General features: G+C 69.7%; 23 protein-coding genes. 22 read left to right on the top strand and 1 reads right to left on the bottom strand.

Annotation, left to right across the window (positions count from 1 at the left end; all coding sequences use genetic code 11):
- Nucleotides 1–157 precede the first annotated feature (157 nt).
- Nucleotides 158–553: a hypothetical protein gene (locus tag FHS22_RS21625; RefSeq protein WP_184944236.1), complete on the top strand. Its 396-nt coding sequence runs from the start codon at nt 158–160 to the stop codon at nt 551–553.
- Here FHS22_RS21625 and FHS22_RS21620 read toward each other — a convergent pair.
- The gene (locus tag FHS22_RS21620; protein ID WP_184944235.1) at nt 550–1,065 is read right to left on the bottom strand and encodes a helix-turn-helix domain-containing protein; all 516 of its coding nucleotides are present in this window, start codon (nt 1,063–1,065) and stop codon (nt 550–552) included. The two genes, FHS22_RS21625 and FHS22_RS21620, sit on opposite strands and share 4 nt — an antisense overlap.
- 180 nt (nt 1,066–1,245) lie before the next feature.
- Here FHS22_RS21620 and FHS22_RS21615 point away from each other — a divergent pair, with 180 nt between their 5' ends.
- The 21 genes from FHS22_RS21615 (at nt 1,246) to FHS22_RS21515 (ending at nt 13,245) form a co-directional block, all read left to right on the top strand.
- Nucleotides 1,246–1,479 (top strand): MerR family transcriptional regulator, encoded by a 234-nt coding sequence (locus tag FHS22_RS21615; RefSeq protein WP_184944233.1) that lies wholly within the window; start codon nt 1,246–1,248, stop codon nt 1,477–1,479.
- Nucleotides 1,466–1,753, top strand: coding sequence for a hypothetical protein (locus tag FHS22_RS21610; RefSeq protein WP_184944231.1), 288 nt, complete (start codon nt 1,466–1,468; stop codon nt 1,751–1,753). Before FHS22_RS21615 ends, FHS22_RS21610 begins: the two co-directional genes overlap by 14 nt.
- A 77-nt stretch (nt 1,754–1,830) precedes the next feature.
- Nucleotides 1,831–2,046, top strand: coding sequence for a BldC family transcriptional regulator (locus FHS22_RS21605; RefSeq protein WP_184944229.1), 216 nt, complete (start codon nt 1,831–1,833; stop codon nt 2,044–2,046).
- Nucleotides 2,046–2,315: a hypothetical protein gene (locus FHS22_RS21600; RefSeq protein WP_184944227.1), complete on the top strand. Its 270-nt coding sequence runs from the start codon at nt 2,046–2,048 to the stop codon at nt 2,313–2,315. The genes FHS22_RS21605 and FHS22_RS21600 overlap by 1 nt, the downstream gene beginning before the upstream one ends.
- Nucleotides 2,305–2,727 (top strand): hypothetical protein, encoded by a 423-nt coding sequence (locus FHS22_RS21595; protein ID WP_184944225.1) that lies wholly within the window; start codon nt 2,305–2,307, stop codon nt 2,725–2,727. The genes FHS22_RS21600 and FHS22_RS21595 overlap by 11 nt, the downstream gene beginning before the upstream one ends.
- Nucleotides 2,724–2,942, top strand: a complete 219-nt coding sequence (locus FHS22_RS21590) for a hypothetical protein (RefSeq protein WP_184944224.1) — start codon at nt 2,724–2,726, stop codon at nt 2,940–2,942. Before FHS22_RS21595 ends, FHS22_RS21590 begins: the two co-directional genes overlap by 4 nt.
- Nucleotides 2,939–3,232 (top strand): hypothetical protein, encoded by a 294-nt coding sequence (locus FHS22_RS21585; RefSeq protein ID WP_184944222.1) that lies wholly within the window; start codon nt 2,939–2,941, stop codon nt 3,230–3,232. The genes FHS22_RS21590 and FHS22_RS21585 overlap by 4 nt, the downstream gene beginning before the upstream one ends.
- Nucleotides 3,229–3,561, top strand: a complete 333-nt coding sequence (locus tag FHS22_RS21580) for a hypothetical protein (protein ID WP_184944221.1) — start codon at nt 3,229–3,231, stop codon at nt 3,559–3,561. The genes FHS22_RS21585 and FHS22_RS21580 overlap by 4 nt, the downstream gene beginning before the upstream one ends.
- Nucleotides 3,558–4,082: a Holliday junction endonuclease gene (locus tag FHS22_RS21575; RefSeq protein WP_184944219.1), complete on the top strand. Its 525-nt coding sequence runs from the start codon at nt 3,558–3,560 to the stop codon at nt 4,080–4,082. Before FHS22_RS21580 ends, FHS22_RS21575 begins: the two co-directional genes overlap by 4 nt.
- Nucleotides 4,075–4,374, top strand: coding sequence for a helix-turn-helix domain-containing protein (locus tag FHS22_RS21570; protein ID WP_184944217.1), 300 nt, complete (start codon nt 4,075–4,077; stop codon nt 4,372–4,374). The genes FHS22_RS21575 and FHS22_RS21570 overlap by 8 nt, the downstream gene beginning before the upstream one ends.
- Nucleotides 4,367–4,576: a helix-turn-helix domain-containing protein gene (locus FHS22_RS21565; protein ID WP_184944216.1), complete on the top strand. Its 210-nt coding sequence runs from the start codon at nt 4,367–4,369 to the stop codon at nt 4,574–4,576. The genes FHS22_RS21570 and FHS22_RS21565 overlap by 8 nt, the downstream gene beginning before the upstream one ends.
- Nucleotides 4,577–4,657: 81 nt before the next feature.
- Entirely contained in the window at nt 4,658–5,377 is a 720-nt protein-coding gene (locus tag FHS22_RS21560; protein ID WP_184944214.1) for a DNA polymerase III subunit beta, read from the top strand.
- Nucleotides 5,378–5,388: 11 nt separating this feature from the next.
- Nucleotides 5,389–5,826, top strand: coding sequence for a hypothetical protein (locus FHS22_RS21555; protein WP_184944212.1), 438 nt, complete (start codon nt 5,389–5,391; stop codon nt 5,824–5,826).
- On the top strand, nt 5,823–6,218 hold the full coding sequence (locus FHS22_RS21550; RefSeq protein WP_184944210.1) for a hypothetical protein: 396 nt from the start codon (nt 5,823–5,825) through the stop codon (nt 6,216–6,218). Before FHS22_RS21555 ends, FHS22_RS21550 begins: the two co-directional genes overlap by 4 nt.
- Before the next feature lie 107 nt (nt 6,219–6,325).
- Complete coding sequence (locus tag FHS22_RS21545) at nt 6,326–6,523, top strand: hypothetical protein (protein WP_184944209.1); 198 nt, start codon at nt 6,326–6,328, stop codon at nt 6,521–6,523.
- 103 nt (nt 6,524–6,626) lie between these two features.
- A complete protein-coding gene (locus FHS22_RS21540; protein WP_184944207.1) occupies nt 6,627–8,474 on the top strand; it encodes a UvrD-helicase domain-containing protein in 1,848 nt (615 codons plus the stop codon).
- A gap of 2 nt (nt 8,475–8,476) precedes the next feature.
- Nucleotides 8,477–8,698, top strand: a complete 222-nt coding sequence (locus FHS22_RS21535; RefSeq protein WP_184944205.1) for a hypothetical protein — start codon at nt 8,477–8,479, stop codon at nt 8,696–8,698.
- 2 nt (nt 8,699–8,700) lie between these two features.
- Nucleotides 8,701–9,054 (top strand): hypothetical protein, encoded by a 354-nt coding sequence (locus tag FHS22_RS21530; RefSeq protein WP_184944203.1) that lies wholly within the window; start codon nt 8,701–8,703, stop codon nt 9,052–9,054.
- A complete protein-coding gene (locus FHS22_RS21525) occupies nt 9,051–9,827 on the top strand; it encodes a hypothetical protein (RefSeq protein ID WP_184944201.1) in 777 nt (258 codons plus the stop codon). Before FHS22_RS21530 ends, FHS22_RS21525 begins: the two co-directional genes overlap by 4 nt.
- 111 nt (nt 9,828–9,938) lie before the next feature.
- A complete protein-coding gene (locus FHS22_RS21520; protein WP_184944199.1) occupies nt 9,939–10,580 on the top strand; it encodes a hypothetical protein in 642 nt (213 codons plus the stop codon).
- A gap of 85 nt (nt 10,581–10,665) precedes the next feature.
- Nucleotides 10,666–13,245: a phage/plasmid primase, P4 family gene (locus FHS22_RS21515; RefSeq protein ID WP_260408160.1), complete on the top strand. Its 2,580-nt coding sequence runs from the start codon at nt 10,666–10,668 to the stop codon at nt 13,243–13,245.
- Nucleotides 13,246–13,715 lie beyond the last annotated feature (470 nt).

Below are 13,715 nucleotides of genomic sequence, written 5' to 3'. Positions count from 1 at the left end.
GCGGAAACAGATCAACAAAGAAGTCACTTACGCCCCTTTAGAATGGCCAGTGCGTGACGTACTGTGATCAAACCCCGCCGTCGCCTGCAACAACGGCCAACGTGAGACGCGTGGAGCGTTCCATGATCCACGCCTCATAAGGGAAGGAACACGATAGATGGCACGGCGTACCCTTACCCACCCGGCGACTCGCAAACTTCTCGTCGCCACCGTCACTCTCTGGGGCACCACCATCGCCGTCGCTATCGCCGACATCGGCAACGACCGGCTCCACTCCACGCTGGAGAACATCGCCCTGTTCTTCGGCATCGCGCTCGTGCTGGCCCGGTGCACGCTCAGCATCCAGGACCACCTGGCGGCCGTCGAGGACCGCGTCGACGGCGCCGTAGACGGAGCGGTCGAAGAGCTGAAGAAGACGCTCTCGTTCCAGCAGGGAGTGGTCGCCGGCGCCCGGATCGCGATGGCCAGCGTCCTCGGCCTGGGCGGCATGCGCAAGCGGCGCCCCAGCTCGGTTCCGGACGATGCGTCCGAGCTGGGGCAGTGGCGCGTTTAGAGGTAGACGGCGCGCAGGTGCGCGCGGACGTCGTCCGGGAGCTCGGGGTCGTTCACCAGCTCCCGGACGAGCGGGTCGTTGCTGAGCCGTAGCTCCTCCGGCTCAGCCAGGCCTGTGAGGACCAGGACGTCGCCGAGGGTGCGGCCAAGGGATCGGCCGGCTTCCCGCAGAGTTTGGATGTGACGCGCGGCGTCAGGTTCGATGATCGAGCGACGCGACAGGTCAGTGTCGGCGTCAAGCATGAAGCCTGCCGTCTGAGCCTCGATACCGATGAGCCCGGATAGGATCCCGGCCTCTCGGTGGCTGATGCCGATGGCGTCGGCGAGCTTGTTGACGGTTCTGGCCTGCGGTTTGTTCGCTTGGGTTTTGAGTCTGGCCAGGGTGACGCGGCCGATGCCGGCCCGCTCCGCCAGCTCTTCTTGGCTCCAGCCTCGCTCTACTCGGATCTGCTCCGCGCGCTCCCACAGGGGGCGGCCCGGCGCATGGTCGTGTCGTCCCTCGCGCTTCTGCATGCTTCGTATTGAACCACTGTGATTCAAATCGGGCTAGCTACTGGTGTCAGATGATGTAAACCTCACCTGTTCCATAAGCGTCCATGTCGATCCACGATGTTCCGTATTGCATCATCTGTACTCGCCATGTAACGTCATGCTTCACAACGCTCCAAACTGTTCCATCTTGAGCGAGGTTGCATGTCACTGACCCTCCCCGAGCTGTGCAGCACGCTGCGCATCTCCCGGTCCACGGCGAAGCGGGCCATGGACGACGGACTCCTGAAGGGCACGAAGGTCCACTCGTGCGGGTCCCCGTGCGGGTCCCCGGAGGTCTGTCGGCACGGTGACGCCCACTGGGAGTTCTCGGACGAGCAGGTCCAGGCGTTCCTCGCCGCGTCTGCAGTCAGGAAGGAGTCCCATGGCGACGCCTGAGGAGCGGTCCCGGGCCGCGCGGATCGCCGCGAACGTCCAGTGGGCGACCACCGCGAACCGTGCCGAGCGCACGGAGGCGGCCCGCCGGCGCTCGCCGGTCTCCCTCGACTACTGGATCGACCGGATCCGGGCCGAGGGGATCGTGCGTGAGCAGGACGTGGTCAAGGCCGCGACGAACGCGCACAAGGCGTACATGGCGCAGATGTCGTTGAAGGCGGCGAAGGCCCGGTCGCGGCGGGCCGCGGAGAAGAAGCCCAGCCGGAAGGCCGCATAGGACTGGCTCCCCGCCTGGTTGCCGCCGGGCGGGGAGCACACCACCCACCCCTAACCCCACTGCAAGGAGAAGAGACGATGTCTCAGGGTAACGGGGCCACCCAGGCCCCCCGCGTCGAGCAGCTGCTCACCCCCCAGGAAGTCGCCAGCCTCTTCCGGGTCGACCCGAAAACCGTCACCCGGTGGGCGAAGGCCGGCAAGCTGCAGTCGATCCGCACGCTGGGCGGGCACCGCCGCTACTACGAGGACGAGGTCCGCGCCCTGCTCGCCGGTGCCTCCGCGGACGCGGCCTGATGAAGTTCGGCGACCTCGCCCCGGGCGTGCTGGCCCGGATCCCGTTCGCGGAGAACAACGTGTTCGTGAACCCGACCAGGGCGCTGCCGCCCGCCGTCGAGATTCTCACCGCGCCAACCCCGTGCCCCGTCGCCCCGTGCGAAGGGCTCGAGGTGATGGCGCGGGAGGTCGACGGCGGCCGCCCGCACCTCTACCACCGGCTGCCGGAGCGGCCGGTCACCCTCATCACTCCCGCCGTTGCCGAGGAGGCCCCGCGTCATGGTGACTGATTCCCACATCGAGTTCCTGAAGGAGCAGCTCGCCCAGGCGGAGCGGGACGTCGCCGGGTGGCGGCAGATCCTGGGCCACGCCGAGCAGGTGGCGCGGGCCGGGACGCCGTTCCCGGACCCGATGGTCGACGACGTCCCCATGTTCAACGTGGTCGGAGGAGAGTGCCGGTGCGGTAACGGCGTTCCGGGCGTGGACGGGCACGGCATCGTCGGCTGCGGGCTCGTCCCGCCGATGCCGGAGACCGGCACGGTGCTGCGGGTCAGTGACCTGCGCCGCCAGCCGGGCCGGCCGTACACGCCGCCCGCGTTCGATGCGACGTTGCCGCCGAACCAGGAGAACGCCCTCCAGAACTACCTGACGGACACGGACGCCGAGCGGGTCCGCGAGCAGCAGGCAGGGGGCCGGGGATGACGGGCCCGGAGCACTACCGCGCCGCAGAGGAGTACCTGGAGAAGGCCCGCGGAAGCATGCTTCCGCAGTATGACGGCTACGTGACGCGGGCCCAGGCGCATGCGACGCTCGCCCTCGCCGCGGCCACCGCACTCACCGGGCCTGTTGCCGCCGAGCACTTCGATGACCCAGAGTACGGTGCGTGGCAGGCGGCGGCCGGGACGGTGCCGTCGTGATCCCGGTGCTGACGGTGGTGTGCGTCCTCGCTGCGTGCGGGGGCGCCCGCCTCACCTACATCGCGCACCGGCGCGGCTGGCACGGACACCGCGCCTGGGCTGCCGCCGCGAGCTTCCTGGCCGCCTACCTGGCGGCGACCCTGTCGATCGCGTGGGCCGACCCGCGGGTCCTGGAGTTCGCGGAGCGGTTGCCGTCCGCGCTCTGGCAGGCCGCCGCCCTCGCCGTCATGGCCGTCTCCCCGTTCCTGGCCCTGGCCGTCGCGCGGCGGCTGGAAGGAGCCCGCAAGTGAGCTACCTGGACATCACCCGGATCGAGCGGCTGATCCGCGCCGAGCGGGCCCGCCAGCTCGTCAAGTTCGGCCCCCAGAACCACCCCGACCGCGACCCGCTGGAGAACAACTACGCCGAGGGCGTGGAGTACGGATTCCGCGCTCAGCGCTGGAAGGAGATCAACGCCCAGCGCGCGAAGGACGGACGCACCGCGTGGGACGGCATTCTCCTCGAGGAGGTCTACGAGGCGCTCGCCGAGAAGGATCCGGCCAAGCTCCGGGAGGAGCTCGTTCAGGTCGCTGCGGTGTGCTGCACGTGGATCGAGGCGATCGACCGGAGGCCGTCGTGACGGCTCCCCGTGTCCTCGGCGTCGACCCGAGCCTCACCGCCACCGGCATCGCCCACCCCGACGGCCACACCGAACGCGTCACCTGCGGAGACCTGCGCGGCACCGGCCGCCTGGCCTGGATCTGCTCCGCCGTCATGGGGCCCGTCACCACCGGCGTCGACCTGGTCGTCATCGAAGGCCCGTCCTACGGCTCCATGTCTGGCGCCGGTCACCACGAGGCTGCCGGGCTGTGGTGGCTGATCGCCTACCACCTGGACGGTCGGGGTGTGCCGTACGCCGTCATCCCGCCGAGCAGCTTGAAGAAGTACGCCAGCGGCAAAGGCAACGCGACCAAGGCCGATATGCGGATGGCGTTGTTCCAGCGGACCGGCATGGATTTGCGCGACGACAACCAGGTGGATGCCGCCTGGCTGCGCGCCGCCGGGATGGAAGCTCTCGGCCACCCGGTCGTCGACCTCCCGAAGGCACAGCGTGACGCGCTCGCCAAGGTTGCCTGGCCGACGGCGGTGGCCCATGGGTAGCCGCCGCATCACCTGCGCCTGCTGCGGCCGGCCCGGCGACCACGACACCAACGGCTGGGTGAAGTCGTGCGCCGTCCGGTGGCGTGCCGCGGGCCGTCCCGCTGACGGTCCGCCTGCCCCCGGGGTGCGCGGCACCGGCGGCGAGTGGCAGGCAGCCCGAGAGCGCCGCGCCGAATACGCGGAGCTGGCCGGGCTCGGCTGGTCGAAGACGTACATCGCGTGGGAGCTGTCGGTGTCGGTTCGCACCGTGGAGCGGTACGCGGCCGCTGCGAAGGAGATGACCTGTGGGTAAGCCGCATCCGATCATGGTCGGGCTCAAGCACCGCCGCCGGGAGCTCAACCTCAGCCAGGAGGCGCTCGGCCAGATCCTCCACATCACCGGCGTCGGCCTGTCCCGGCGGGAGATCGGTGGGACGGTGCCGAGCCTCACCGAGGTGGACCGGCAGGCGCGTGCGCTCGGCCTGCGACTGGCCCTCGTCCCCCTGGAGAAGTGATGGACGACTTCCGCGTGGTTCTGCTTCCCGGCATGCCGGAGCTCCCTGGTCGGCTCACCATCGACGACATCGAGGACCCTCATGAAGATCACGATTAACGCGGGAGCGTTCGCGGAGGCGGTCGCCTGGACCGCTCACGCACTCCCCCGATCCTCCCCCCACCCCGTCCTCAACGGGATCCGGCTCGAAGCGGTCGACGGGGAACTCGCCCTGGCTGCGTTCGACTATGACACCAGCCGCCGCTGCACGGTTCCCGCGGATGTGGCCGACGACGGCCTGGTGCTGCTGCCGGGCCGGGTCCTCGCCGAGGTCGCCAAAGCCCTCCCGGCCGGGGACGTCTACCTGCACATCACGGACGGGATGGTCGCGGTCTCCGCCGCCGACCGTCGGACGACGTTCCGGCTTCTCGACCCCGAATACCCGAAATGGCGGAAGCTGCTCGATTTCGAGTGTGAGAAGTGGGCGACGCTGGACAACGTCGCCGAGCTGGCCGCCGCGATCCGGCGCGTCGCCCTCGTCGCGGAGCGGGCGACTCCTGTCCGGCTGCGGTTCGCTCCCCGGGAGCTGACCGTGTCCGCGGGCGGCGGCGAGGTCGGGCGCGGCCAGGAGGTCGTCGACGTCGACTACGACGGGGAGCCGTTCGAGATCGCGGCGATGCCCGCCTATCTGCTCAACGCGTTCGCCGCCTTCTCCTCGCGGGCCCGAGTCGGGATGAACGATCCGCATCGGCCGATGCTGTTCGTGCCGCCGGGCGTGGATCCGGAGCTCCGGTACCTGGTCATGCCGATCCGGCAGAGCTGAGAGGGGTCACGGTGGCTCTTGACTGGCAGGTCGCAGCAGCGGCCAGGACGCAGAAGTCGTCGCTTGGCCAGGACATGTTCGACCGGTCGGCGGCGGTGCTCGCCCCGTCCCGTTGGGAGCAGCACGAGGCGGCAGAGAAGCAGGGCGCGGCGGTCGTCGTCGTGCGCATCGCTCTCGCCCGGCACGACTGCCCGCGGCTCGCCGACGGCGCCGCGCTGTGCCGGGTCGAGGCGCACGAGCGGGACGTCGCGGCCGCCCGGGAGGTGCTGGAGCAGCTCGGCGTCGTCGAGCCCCGGACGACGACGCGGGTCTGCTCCCGGTGCCGGCGGGAGAAGGATCTCGGCCAGTTCGCGAAGAACGCGAAGGTCTCGGGCGGGCGGGAGACAACGTGTCGGATGTGCCGGGCCACGGACGCGCTCCGGAGGGAAGCAGAGAAGGAGGCGTCGTGATGGGCCTGCGGGACTGGTTCGCCGGCGACCCGGCCACCGAAATGCAGCGGCTGCGGGCCCGGGTGCGGGAGCTGGAGGGTCTGGTGTCGGAGGCGGCGGAGCTCGGCGAGCGGTTGGATCGGGAGCAGGCGGCGCGGGTGCGGCTCGGCCAGCAGATCGACAGGGAGCGGGCCTCCTATGAGCTGACGGCGGCGCGGATCCGCGAGCTGGAGGCGCTGCTCGGCGAGCGGGAGGCGTCGGCGCTCGACAAGCTGACGGTGCTGCCGCCGGCCCGGTCGACGTCGCCGACCGCGGAGGTGCTGCGGGAGCGGGCGCGGGCGGATGCGCTCGCCCTGCGGGTGGAGGAGCTGCAGGCGGCGAACCTGCGCCTCTACAAGATTCACATCCCGTAGCCCACGAATGTCCGGTTTTCCCTAGGTGATTCATATTGCTTCACTCTGCTCCACTTTGATACATTGAAGTGGAGCAGAACGAAGCATCCCACCTGCGGAGGCACCCCGTGAACACCATCCCCGCCGAGATCGTCCGCCCCGGCCGCGCCGTCCAGCGCATCAACGCCTACGACCGCCAGAGCCGGTTCGTGCGGCAGGTCCGTTACTACGGCACCGAGGTCGAGGCGCGCGCCTACGTCGTGCTGCAGGGCCTGCACGACTCCGAGCCCGGCCACGCCGTCGCCCTCGCCGAGCTGGCCCGCTGACGTTGCGTCCGAGCCACTCCTCCTCCCCCCGACCCCCGACGGCGGGAGGAGGGGTGGTTCCACGGAACGCCAGACCCTCAGCCCCACCTAGGAGTTCCCTTTGATGTTCACCCAGCCCGGGGCCGCCTACGCCCCGCCCGCACCGGCCGTCCCCGTGGCGCCACCGGTGTTCGACCACCCGCCCACCCCGGAGCAGGCCGCCATCCTCGACGCCGCGACCACCAGCCAGGACCTCGTCATCGAGGCCGGAGCCGGCACCGGCAAGACCAGCACGTTGAAGATGGTGGCGGCGGCCCGGCCGAACTACCGCATGCTGTACCTGGCCTACAACAAGGCCATCGCGACCGACGCCGCGGCGAGTTTCCCGCACACCGTGCAGTGCTCCACCGCGCACAGCCTCGCGTTCCGGGCCGTCGGCCACCAGTACGCGGACCGGCTCAACGGGCCCCGCGTCCCGGCCCGGCAGGTCGCCAGGATCCTCGGCATCCCGGCCGTCCTGGACCTCGGTGCGCACGCCCTCACCTCCGTGAAGGTCGCCCGCCTCGTCATGGACACCGTGGCCCGGTTCTGCCACTCCGCCGAGGTCGAGCCGGAGATGTACCACGTGCCGTCCGTGCCCGGCCTGGAGGACCCGGTCGTCATGGCCGCCCTGCGTCGGGAGATCGTGCCGCTCGCTCTCAAAGCGTGGGACGACCTGACCCGGGTCAACGGGAGCCTCAAGTTTCAGCACGACCACTACCTGAAAATGTGGGCGATGCACGAGCCCACCCTGCCCGGTGACATGATCTTCTTGGACGAGGCGCAGGACGCCAACCCGGTCATCGCGCAGATCGTCGAGAACCAGGCCGCGCAGAAGATCCTCGTCGGTGACTCCTCCCAGGCCATCTACGGCTGGCGGGGCGCCGTCGACGCCATGGCTTCCTTCGACGGGGCCCGGCTGCGCCTGTCGCAGTCGTTCCGGTTCGGGCAGCGAATCGCTGACGAGGCGAACGAGTGGCTGCAGCTGCTCAACGCGCCGCTCCGTCTCGCCGGGAACCCGGCCATGGACTCCCGGGTCGAGCGGATCCCCGCCCCGGCCGCCGTCCTCTGCCGCACCAACGCGGGCGCGGTCGGACAGGTCATCGCCGCCCTCGGCGCCGGCCACCGGCCCGCCCTGGTCGGCGGAGGCGACGACATCCGGCGCCTGGCGAAGGCCTGCCAGGACCTGCGGGCGGGCAGGTCGACCGAGCATCCCGAGTTGATGGCGTTCGCGTCCTGGCAGGAGGTCCGCGACTACGCCGAGCACGACTCCGGTGGCGCCGACCTGAAGGTGCTCGTCAAGCTCATCGACTCGCATGGGCCGGAGCGGATCATGCGGGTCGTCGACCAGCTCGTCACCGAGGACGCCGCCGACATCGTGGTGAGCACGGCGCACAAGGCGAAGGGCCGCGAGTGGTCGACGGTGAGGTTGGCCGCTGACTTCTCCGACCCGTACGACCCGAAGACGGGCCAGCTCATCTCCTCGGAGGCGATGCTCACGTACGTGGCCGTCACCCGCGCCCGGCAGGCCCTGGACCCGTTCGCACTCCCGGGCCGCGCTGGGGAGACGCCCACCTTGCCCAGCGTCGTCAACGACGGCCTCTTCGACACCCTGGTGCCGGACCCGGAGCCGATCGCCACCGACCTGCCCGCGGACCTGATCGGCTGGCTCGACCTCGCCAAGGAGGCCAAGGCCAACAAGGCGAAGTGGGCCGACGTCGAGAACGCGGCCGTCGAGAAGATCAAGGACCATCTGGCGGCGCGCGGCATGGAGGAGGCCACCGTGCACGGCCGCCCGGCCGTGTCGTGGAAGCCGTCCAAGCCCGCCATCACGGTCGACGTCAAGCGGCTCCAGTCCGAGCGGCCCGACATTTACGAGGCGTTCCTGACGACGAAGACGGCCGCCCGCCCCTTCAAGATCCTGGAGGGGTGACGGTGCCTGAGCATCCGCTGGCCGCCGTCTACGTGCTCGGCGCGTACGGCTGGCTCGCCGTCATCGCCGCCGCCCTGATCCTCCGGCCGTACGTCGCCGACAGGCTGACCCCTCCCGGCATGTCCCGGGGCGTGTTCATAGCGCTGCTTCTGGTCGCGTACAGCGTGTTCTGGCCGGTCATGGTCGTGGTGTTCCTCGCCCAGATCATCAACGAACGGAGGTAGCCGTGGCCGAGAGCATCAGCATGGAGTTGAACCGGGTCACCCTCACCCCGCCGCCCGTGCGCGAGTTCGCCGAGCAGATCGAGACGCCGTCCATCGACGCCCACCTCGACGAGACCCGGCCCGCACAGGCCCAGTACCGGGTGACCTACAGGCGGGTCGGTCGCCGCCGGGACATCCCGCCCCTGGTGGTCGTCGCTGCCGGTGCTGACCACCTCGCCGAGCTGGTCTACGACGACGCTCGCAAGTACCTGCTCTCGCAGGACGTCGACGTGGTCGTGGACCTGGAGGCCATGACCGGCGCGATCCTCTGTGGGGTCAACTCCGGCGGCCAGTTCACCATCGAGGCGCTGGCGTGACGGGCTTCTCGCAGCCGGACGCGGGCTGGGCCACCCAGCCCCTGTCCGGCCTCGCCGCCACCATCGCCACAGGCGTCGTCACCACCGTCAAGCAGGCCAGCGCCAACGCGCCCAGGTCCCGGCAGACCGCCATCGGCCCCTCCGAGATCGGCACCCCCTGCCTCCGCCGCCTCGCCTACAAGCTCCTCGACTGGGACCAGGTCAACACCAGCTCAGACCCGTGGGCATCCATCGTCGGCACCGCCGTCCACGCCTGGATGGAGCAGACCTACGAGGCGGAGAACCAGCGGCTCGGCTGGCAGCGGTACCTCATCGAGCAGCGGCTCCACATCCGCGACAACATCTACGGCCACAGCGACCTGTTCGACCGCGACCCGGCCGTCCGCTCCGTCATCGACTGGAAAGTCGTCGGCGACAAGCAGCTCGACAAGTACCGGAAGAACGGGCCCGGCCCCCAGTACGAGACCCAAGGCCACATCTACGGGCACGGCCAGGAGCAGGCCGGCGAGCCGGTCGACAACGTCACCATCGTCTTCCTGCCCAGGACGGGCCGCATCGACGGCCTGCACGTGTGGAGCGCGCCGTATAACCGGCAGGCCGCCATCGACGCACTTGACCGGCTCGACAACCTCAAGCTGGTCGTGTACGCGCTCGACCCGGAAGAGACCCCTGCCAACTGGGCGCTGATCCCCGCCACCGAGTCGTACTGCATGTTCTGCCCCTGGTTCCTGCCCGGTTCCACGGACCTGTCCCGCGGCTGCCCCGGCGCGTAACTCGCCGCTCCACTTCCCTGCTCCATATTGCTTCACTATGATTCACTCTGTACCATTTCCTGTATCGGATCACAGGATCCCGGAACACCACGGATCTTCGAAAGGATCACCATGTTCGCCTTCGCTCAGCCGTCCGCTGGTAGCGACTTCCGCGCCAAGGACCACGTCGGCCACCTCCTGCTCATCTACGTCCGCGAGCTCCGCAGCGGGATCGTCACCCAGTTCGGCACCTCCGACGCCATCTCCTGCGACGTCGTCGTCCTCACCGACCAGAGCGGGCCGCGCCTGGAGCCCGGCGTCCTGTTCTTCCAGAAGCCGCTCATCGGCTCCCTGACCGGTTCGATCGGCCGGGACCCGGTGCTGGCCCGGCTCGGCCAGGGCACCGCCAAGCCCGGCCAGTCCGCGCCGTACATCCTGCAGCCGTACACGGAGCAGGACGCCGCCTACGCCACCCAGTACCTCAACAACGTCGGCGGCAACCCGTTCCAGACCGCGCCCAGCTTCGCCCCCGCCGCCCCGGCCCCCGCGCCGGTCGCTCCGCTCCCCCAGGCCGTCCCGCAGGCGGCCCCCGTCGCGCCGGTCGGCTACCCCAGCGGTGCGCCCGCCGTCGCCGCCCAGCCCATCCCGCAGGCCCCGGCCCCGGCCGCCCTCCCCGTCCCCCAGCCCGCCGCGCCCGGCCAGATGACCGCCGAAGCGCAGGCCGCCATGGCCGCCCTCGGCATGCAGACCCCGCCCATGGCACCCGCCCAGTAGGGCGGCCCCGAGCAGCCCCGGAGACGAGCGCGAGTCGTCTCCGGGGCTTCCCCGTCCCACCCGGCACCACCGAGGGAAGCGCAACTTGGACGACAACCAGCTCCTGACGACGGCCCTCCGACTCTGGGACGCGGGCCTGTGCGTACTCCCGGCCGCCCCGGACGGATCCAAGCGGCCCGGCGTGCCGTGGAAGGCCTACCAGCAGGAGCGCCCCACCCGGGAACAGGTGCAGAAGTGGTTCACCGCCTGGCCCACGCAGGAACTGCAGCATGGGCTCGGCGTCGTCACCGGAGCCGTCTCCGGCGACCTCGAAATGCTGGAGCTCGAGGGCCGGGCGGTCGCCGACGGGATCGGCGTCGAGATGACGCAGCTGGCCGAAGCGTCCGGGCTCGGCGACCTGTGGCGGCGCGTCATGACCGGCTACCTGGAGACGACGCCGTCCGGCGGCGTCCACCTCCTTTACAAAGTAGACGGACCGGTCGCGAAGAACACGAAGCTGGCCCGCCGCCCCGGGCCCGTCGACGAAGCCACCGGCCGCCCCACCATCGAAGTGCTCGCCGAAACCCGCGGGGAAGGCGGCTGGGTCGTCCTCGCCCCCTCCTCCGGACCCACCCACCCAAGCGGGAAGCCGTGGGTGCTCGCCGCCGGCGGACCCGCCACCATCCCCACCATCAGTGCGGAAGAACGCGACAGCCTCCACCACCTGGCGACTGTGTTCGACCGGATGCCGCACCCCAGCGAGCAGACCGCGGCCGCGGCCGCCCCGTCCAGCCCTCTCTTCTCCCAGCCCGCGAGCGGGTTCGACGACGACGGCAGCGTCTCCCCCGGCGACGACTACAACGCCAAGAGCACGTGGGACGAGATCCTCGTTCCCCGGGGCTGGACGAAGCTCTGGACCGACACGGCGGGGGTCACCTACTGGCGGCGGCCCGGCAAGAAACAGGGCATCTCCGCGACCACCGGCCGCAACGACGGCGACAACCTGTACGTCTGGACCACCAGCACGGAATTCGAGTCCGAGCGGCCCTACGACCGGTTCGGGGCGGTCGCGCACCTGGAGTACGGCGGCGACCACTCGGCGGCCGCCAAGGCGTTGCAGGCGCGCGGGTACGGCGTCCGCGTCGAACCCACCCGCCCCGCATCACCTGCCCCCGGCCCGGGCCCGGTCGTCGACGGGAACCTGGCCACCGTCCACCAGCTCGCCCCCCGGCTGCAGGTGGTGGAGAAGACGTACGCGCAGTCCGACGACGGCGGCGCCCTCGACCTGATCGAGCAGTTCGGCACGGTGATCCGGTACGTGCCGGAGCGGGGCCGGTGGATCGCGTGGGACGGCACGAGGTGGGCATTCCAGCCCGCCGGCGGCGGCCTCGTCCGCGAGTACGGCAAGCAGGTCGCCCGCGGCCTCCCCGAAGACGACAAGGCCGCCGTCTCCTGGAAGAAGAAGGCGCTGTCGGCGCAGGGCACCACCAACATGCTGCTGCAGGCCTCCACCGACGTCCGGGTCGTCGTCCGGTTCGACGACCTCGACGCACACCCGATGGAGCTCAACACCCCGGCGGGGGTTGTCAACCTGGAGACCGGCGAGCTGGGCCCCGCGGACCCGGCCCGGCTGCACACGAAGGTCACCACCTGCAGCCCCGACCCGGACGCCGACCCCGGGCGTTGGCACGAGTTCCTGGCCGACACCTTCGGCCAGGACACCGAGCTGGTCGCCTACCTGCAGCGCCTCGTCGGCTACTCCGCGACCGGTTCGGTGGCGAAGCATGTCCTTCCGTTCGCGGTCGGCAGCGGAGGAAACGGTAAAGGTGTTTTCCTGGAAAGCCTCATCGGTGTTCTCGGCGATTATGCGACCACCGCGCCGTCCGGCTTCCTCATGGCGAAGAATGGCACCCAGCACGAAACCGAAATCGCTCGTCTCGCCGGTATGAGAATGGTCGTCTGCAGTGAGGTGGACGAGGATGCCAGGTTCGACGAGACAAAAGTTAAGCAGCTCACCGGCGGTGATTCCCTGACCGCAAGATTTATGCGTCAGGACCACTTCACGTTCCAGGCCACCCACCATCTGTGGCTCATGGGCAACCACCGACCCGCCGTCCGGTCCGGCGGCCGGTCCTTCTGGCGCAGGCTCCGCCTCATCCCCTTCGACCACGAGGTCGAACCCGAGAAGATGGTCGACGACCTGCAAGGGATCCTCGTGCGCGAGCACGGCCCGGCCCTGCTCGCCTGGATCATCCAGGGCGCGGCCCAGTACGTCGCCGGCGGCCTCGCCGAACCCTCCACCGTCCTCGCCGCGACCAGCGACTATGAGGCCGACCAGGACACCGTGCAGAGGTTCGTGACCGAGTGCTGCCACCTCGCCAGCAGCGACCAGGTCCAGATCCAGGGGACGAAGCTGAGGGAGGCCTACGAGCGGTGGTGCTTCAGCGAGGGCGAGTCTCCGGTGTCGGCGAAGCGGCTCACCATGGAGCTCTCCCGTCGCTTCAACGTCGGCCAGACACGAAACTCCCGAGCCAGGTCATATACGGGTATCACGCTCCTCACGGTGGACGACTCGGATCCGTCATCGGCTCCAGCGAGCGCTCCACATCTGTCACAGCCCGGAATGTCCCATAGGGACGATAGGCCGGGATCGGACGATCAGCCGTACGGCGGGCCCGGATGGTGATGACAGTTTGCGGTGACACATCCGTCATCGCCGAAAACCACGGCCTGACCTGCAAGGATGGTCGATTTTTCGGGTCGCCGATGACAGATGACAGATTCCGTCTGGTTATCGCCTTACGTGCGCGCGCACACACGCATGTGAGAGGGGAACGAGAAAAGAACTGTCATCCGTCACAACCGTCATTCCGGGGTCCGGAATGATCTCCATACCCGCGGTGCTCGACGCCTGCCCTCGATGCGGCATCATGATCTTGGTTGGGCACGATCAGGCCCTCCCCATCCGCGCCACTGCTCAGCCGCTCACCCGGGAGCAGGAGCTCGCCGAGATCCTCGCCGGCCGACACACCTACGACCTCCACCCCCTCGGCATGCCCCGGAAGCCTTTTCTCGTCTACCGGGATTCATTCCGAATCGCCGGAACCAGGGAATGGAAAGTCGTCGCCGACCACCATTGTCCGCCCGGAGCAGTCG

The organism is Thiemannella venezuelensis (assembly GCF_014203605.1).
Taxonomy (GTDB): domain Bacteria; phylum Actinomycetota; class Actinomycetes; order Streptosporangiales; family Streptosporangiaceae; genus Planomonospora_A; species Planomonospora_A venezuelensis.
The sequence above is the reverse complement of the archived record's forward strand: the minus strand, read 5'-3'. Positions and strand labels throughout refer to the sequence as shown.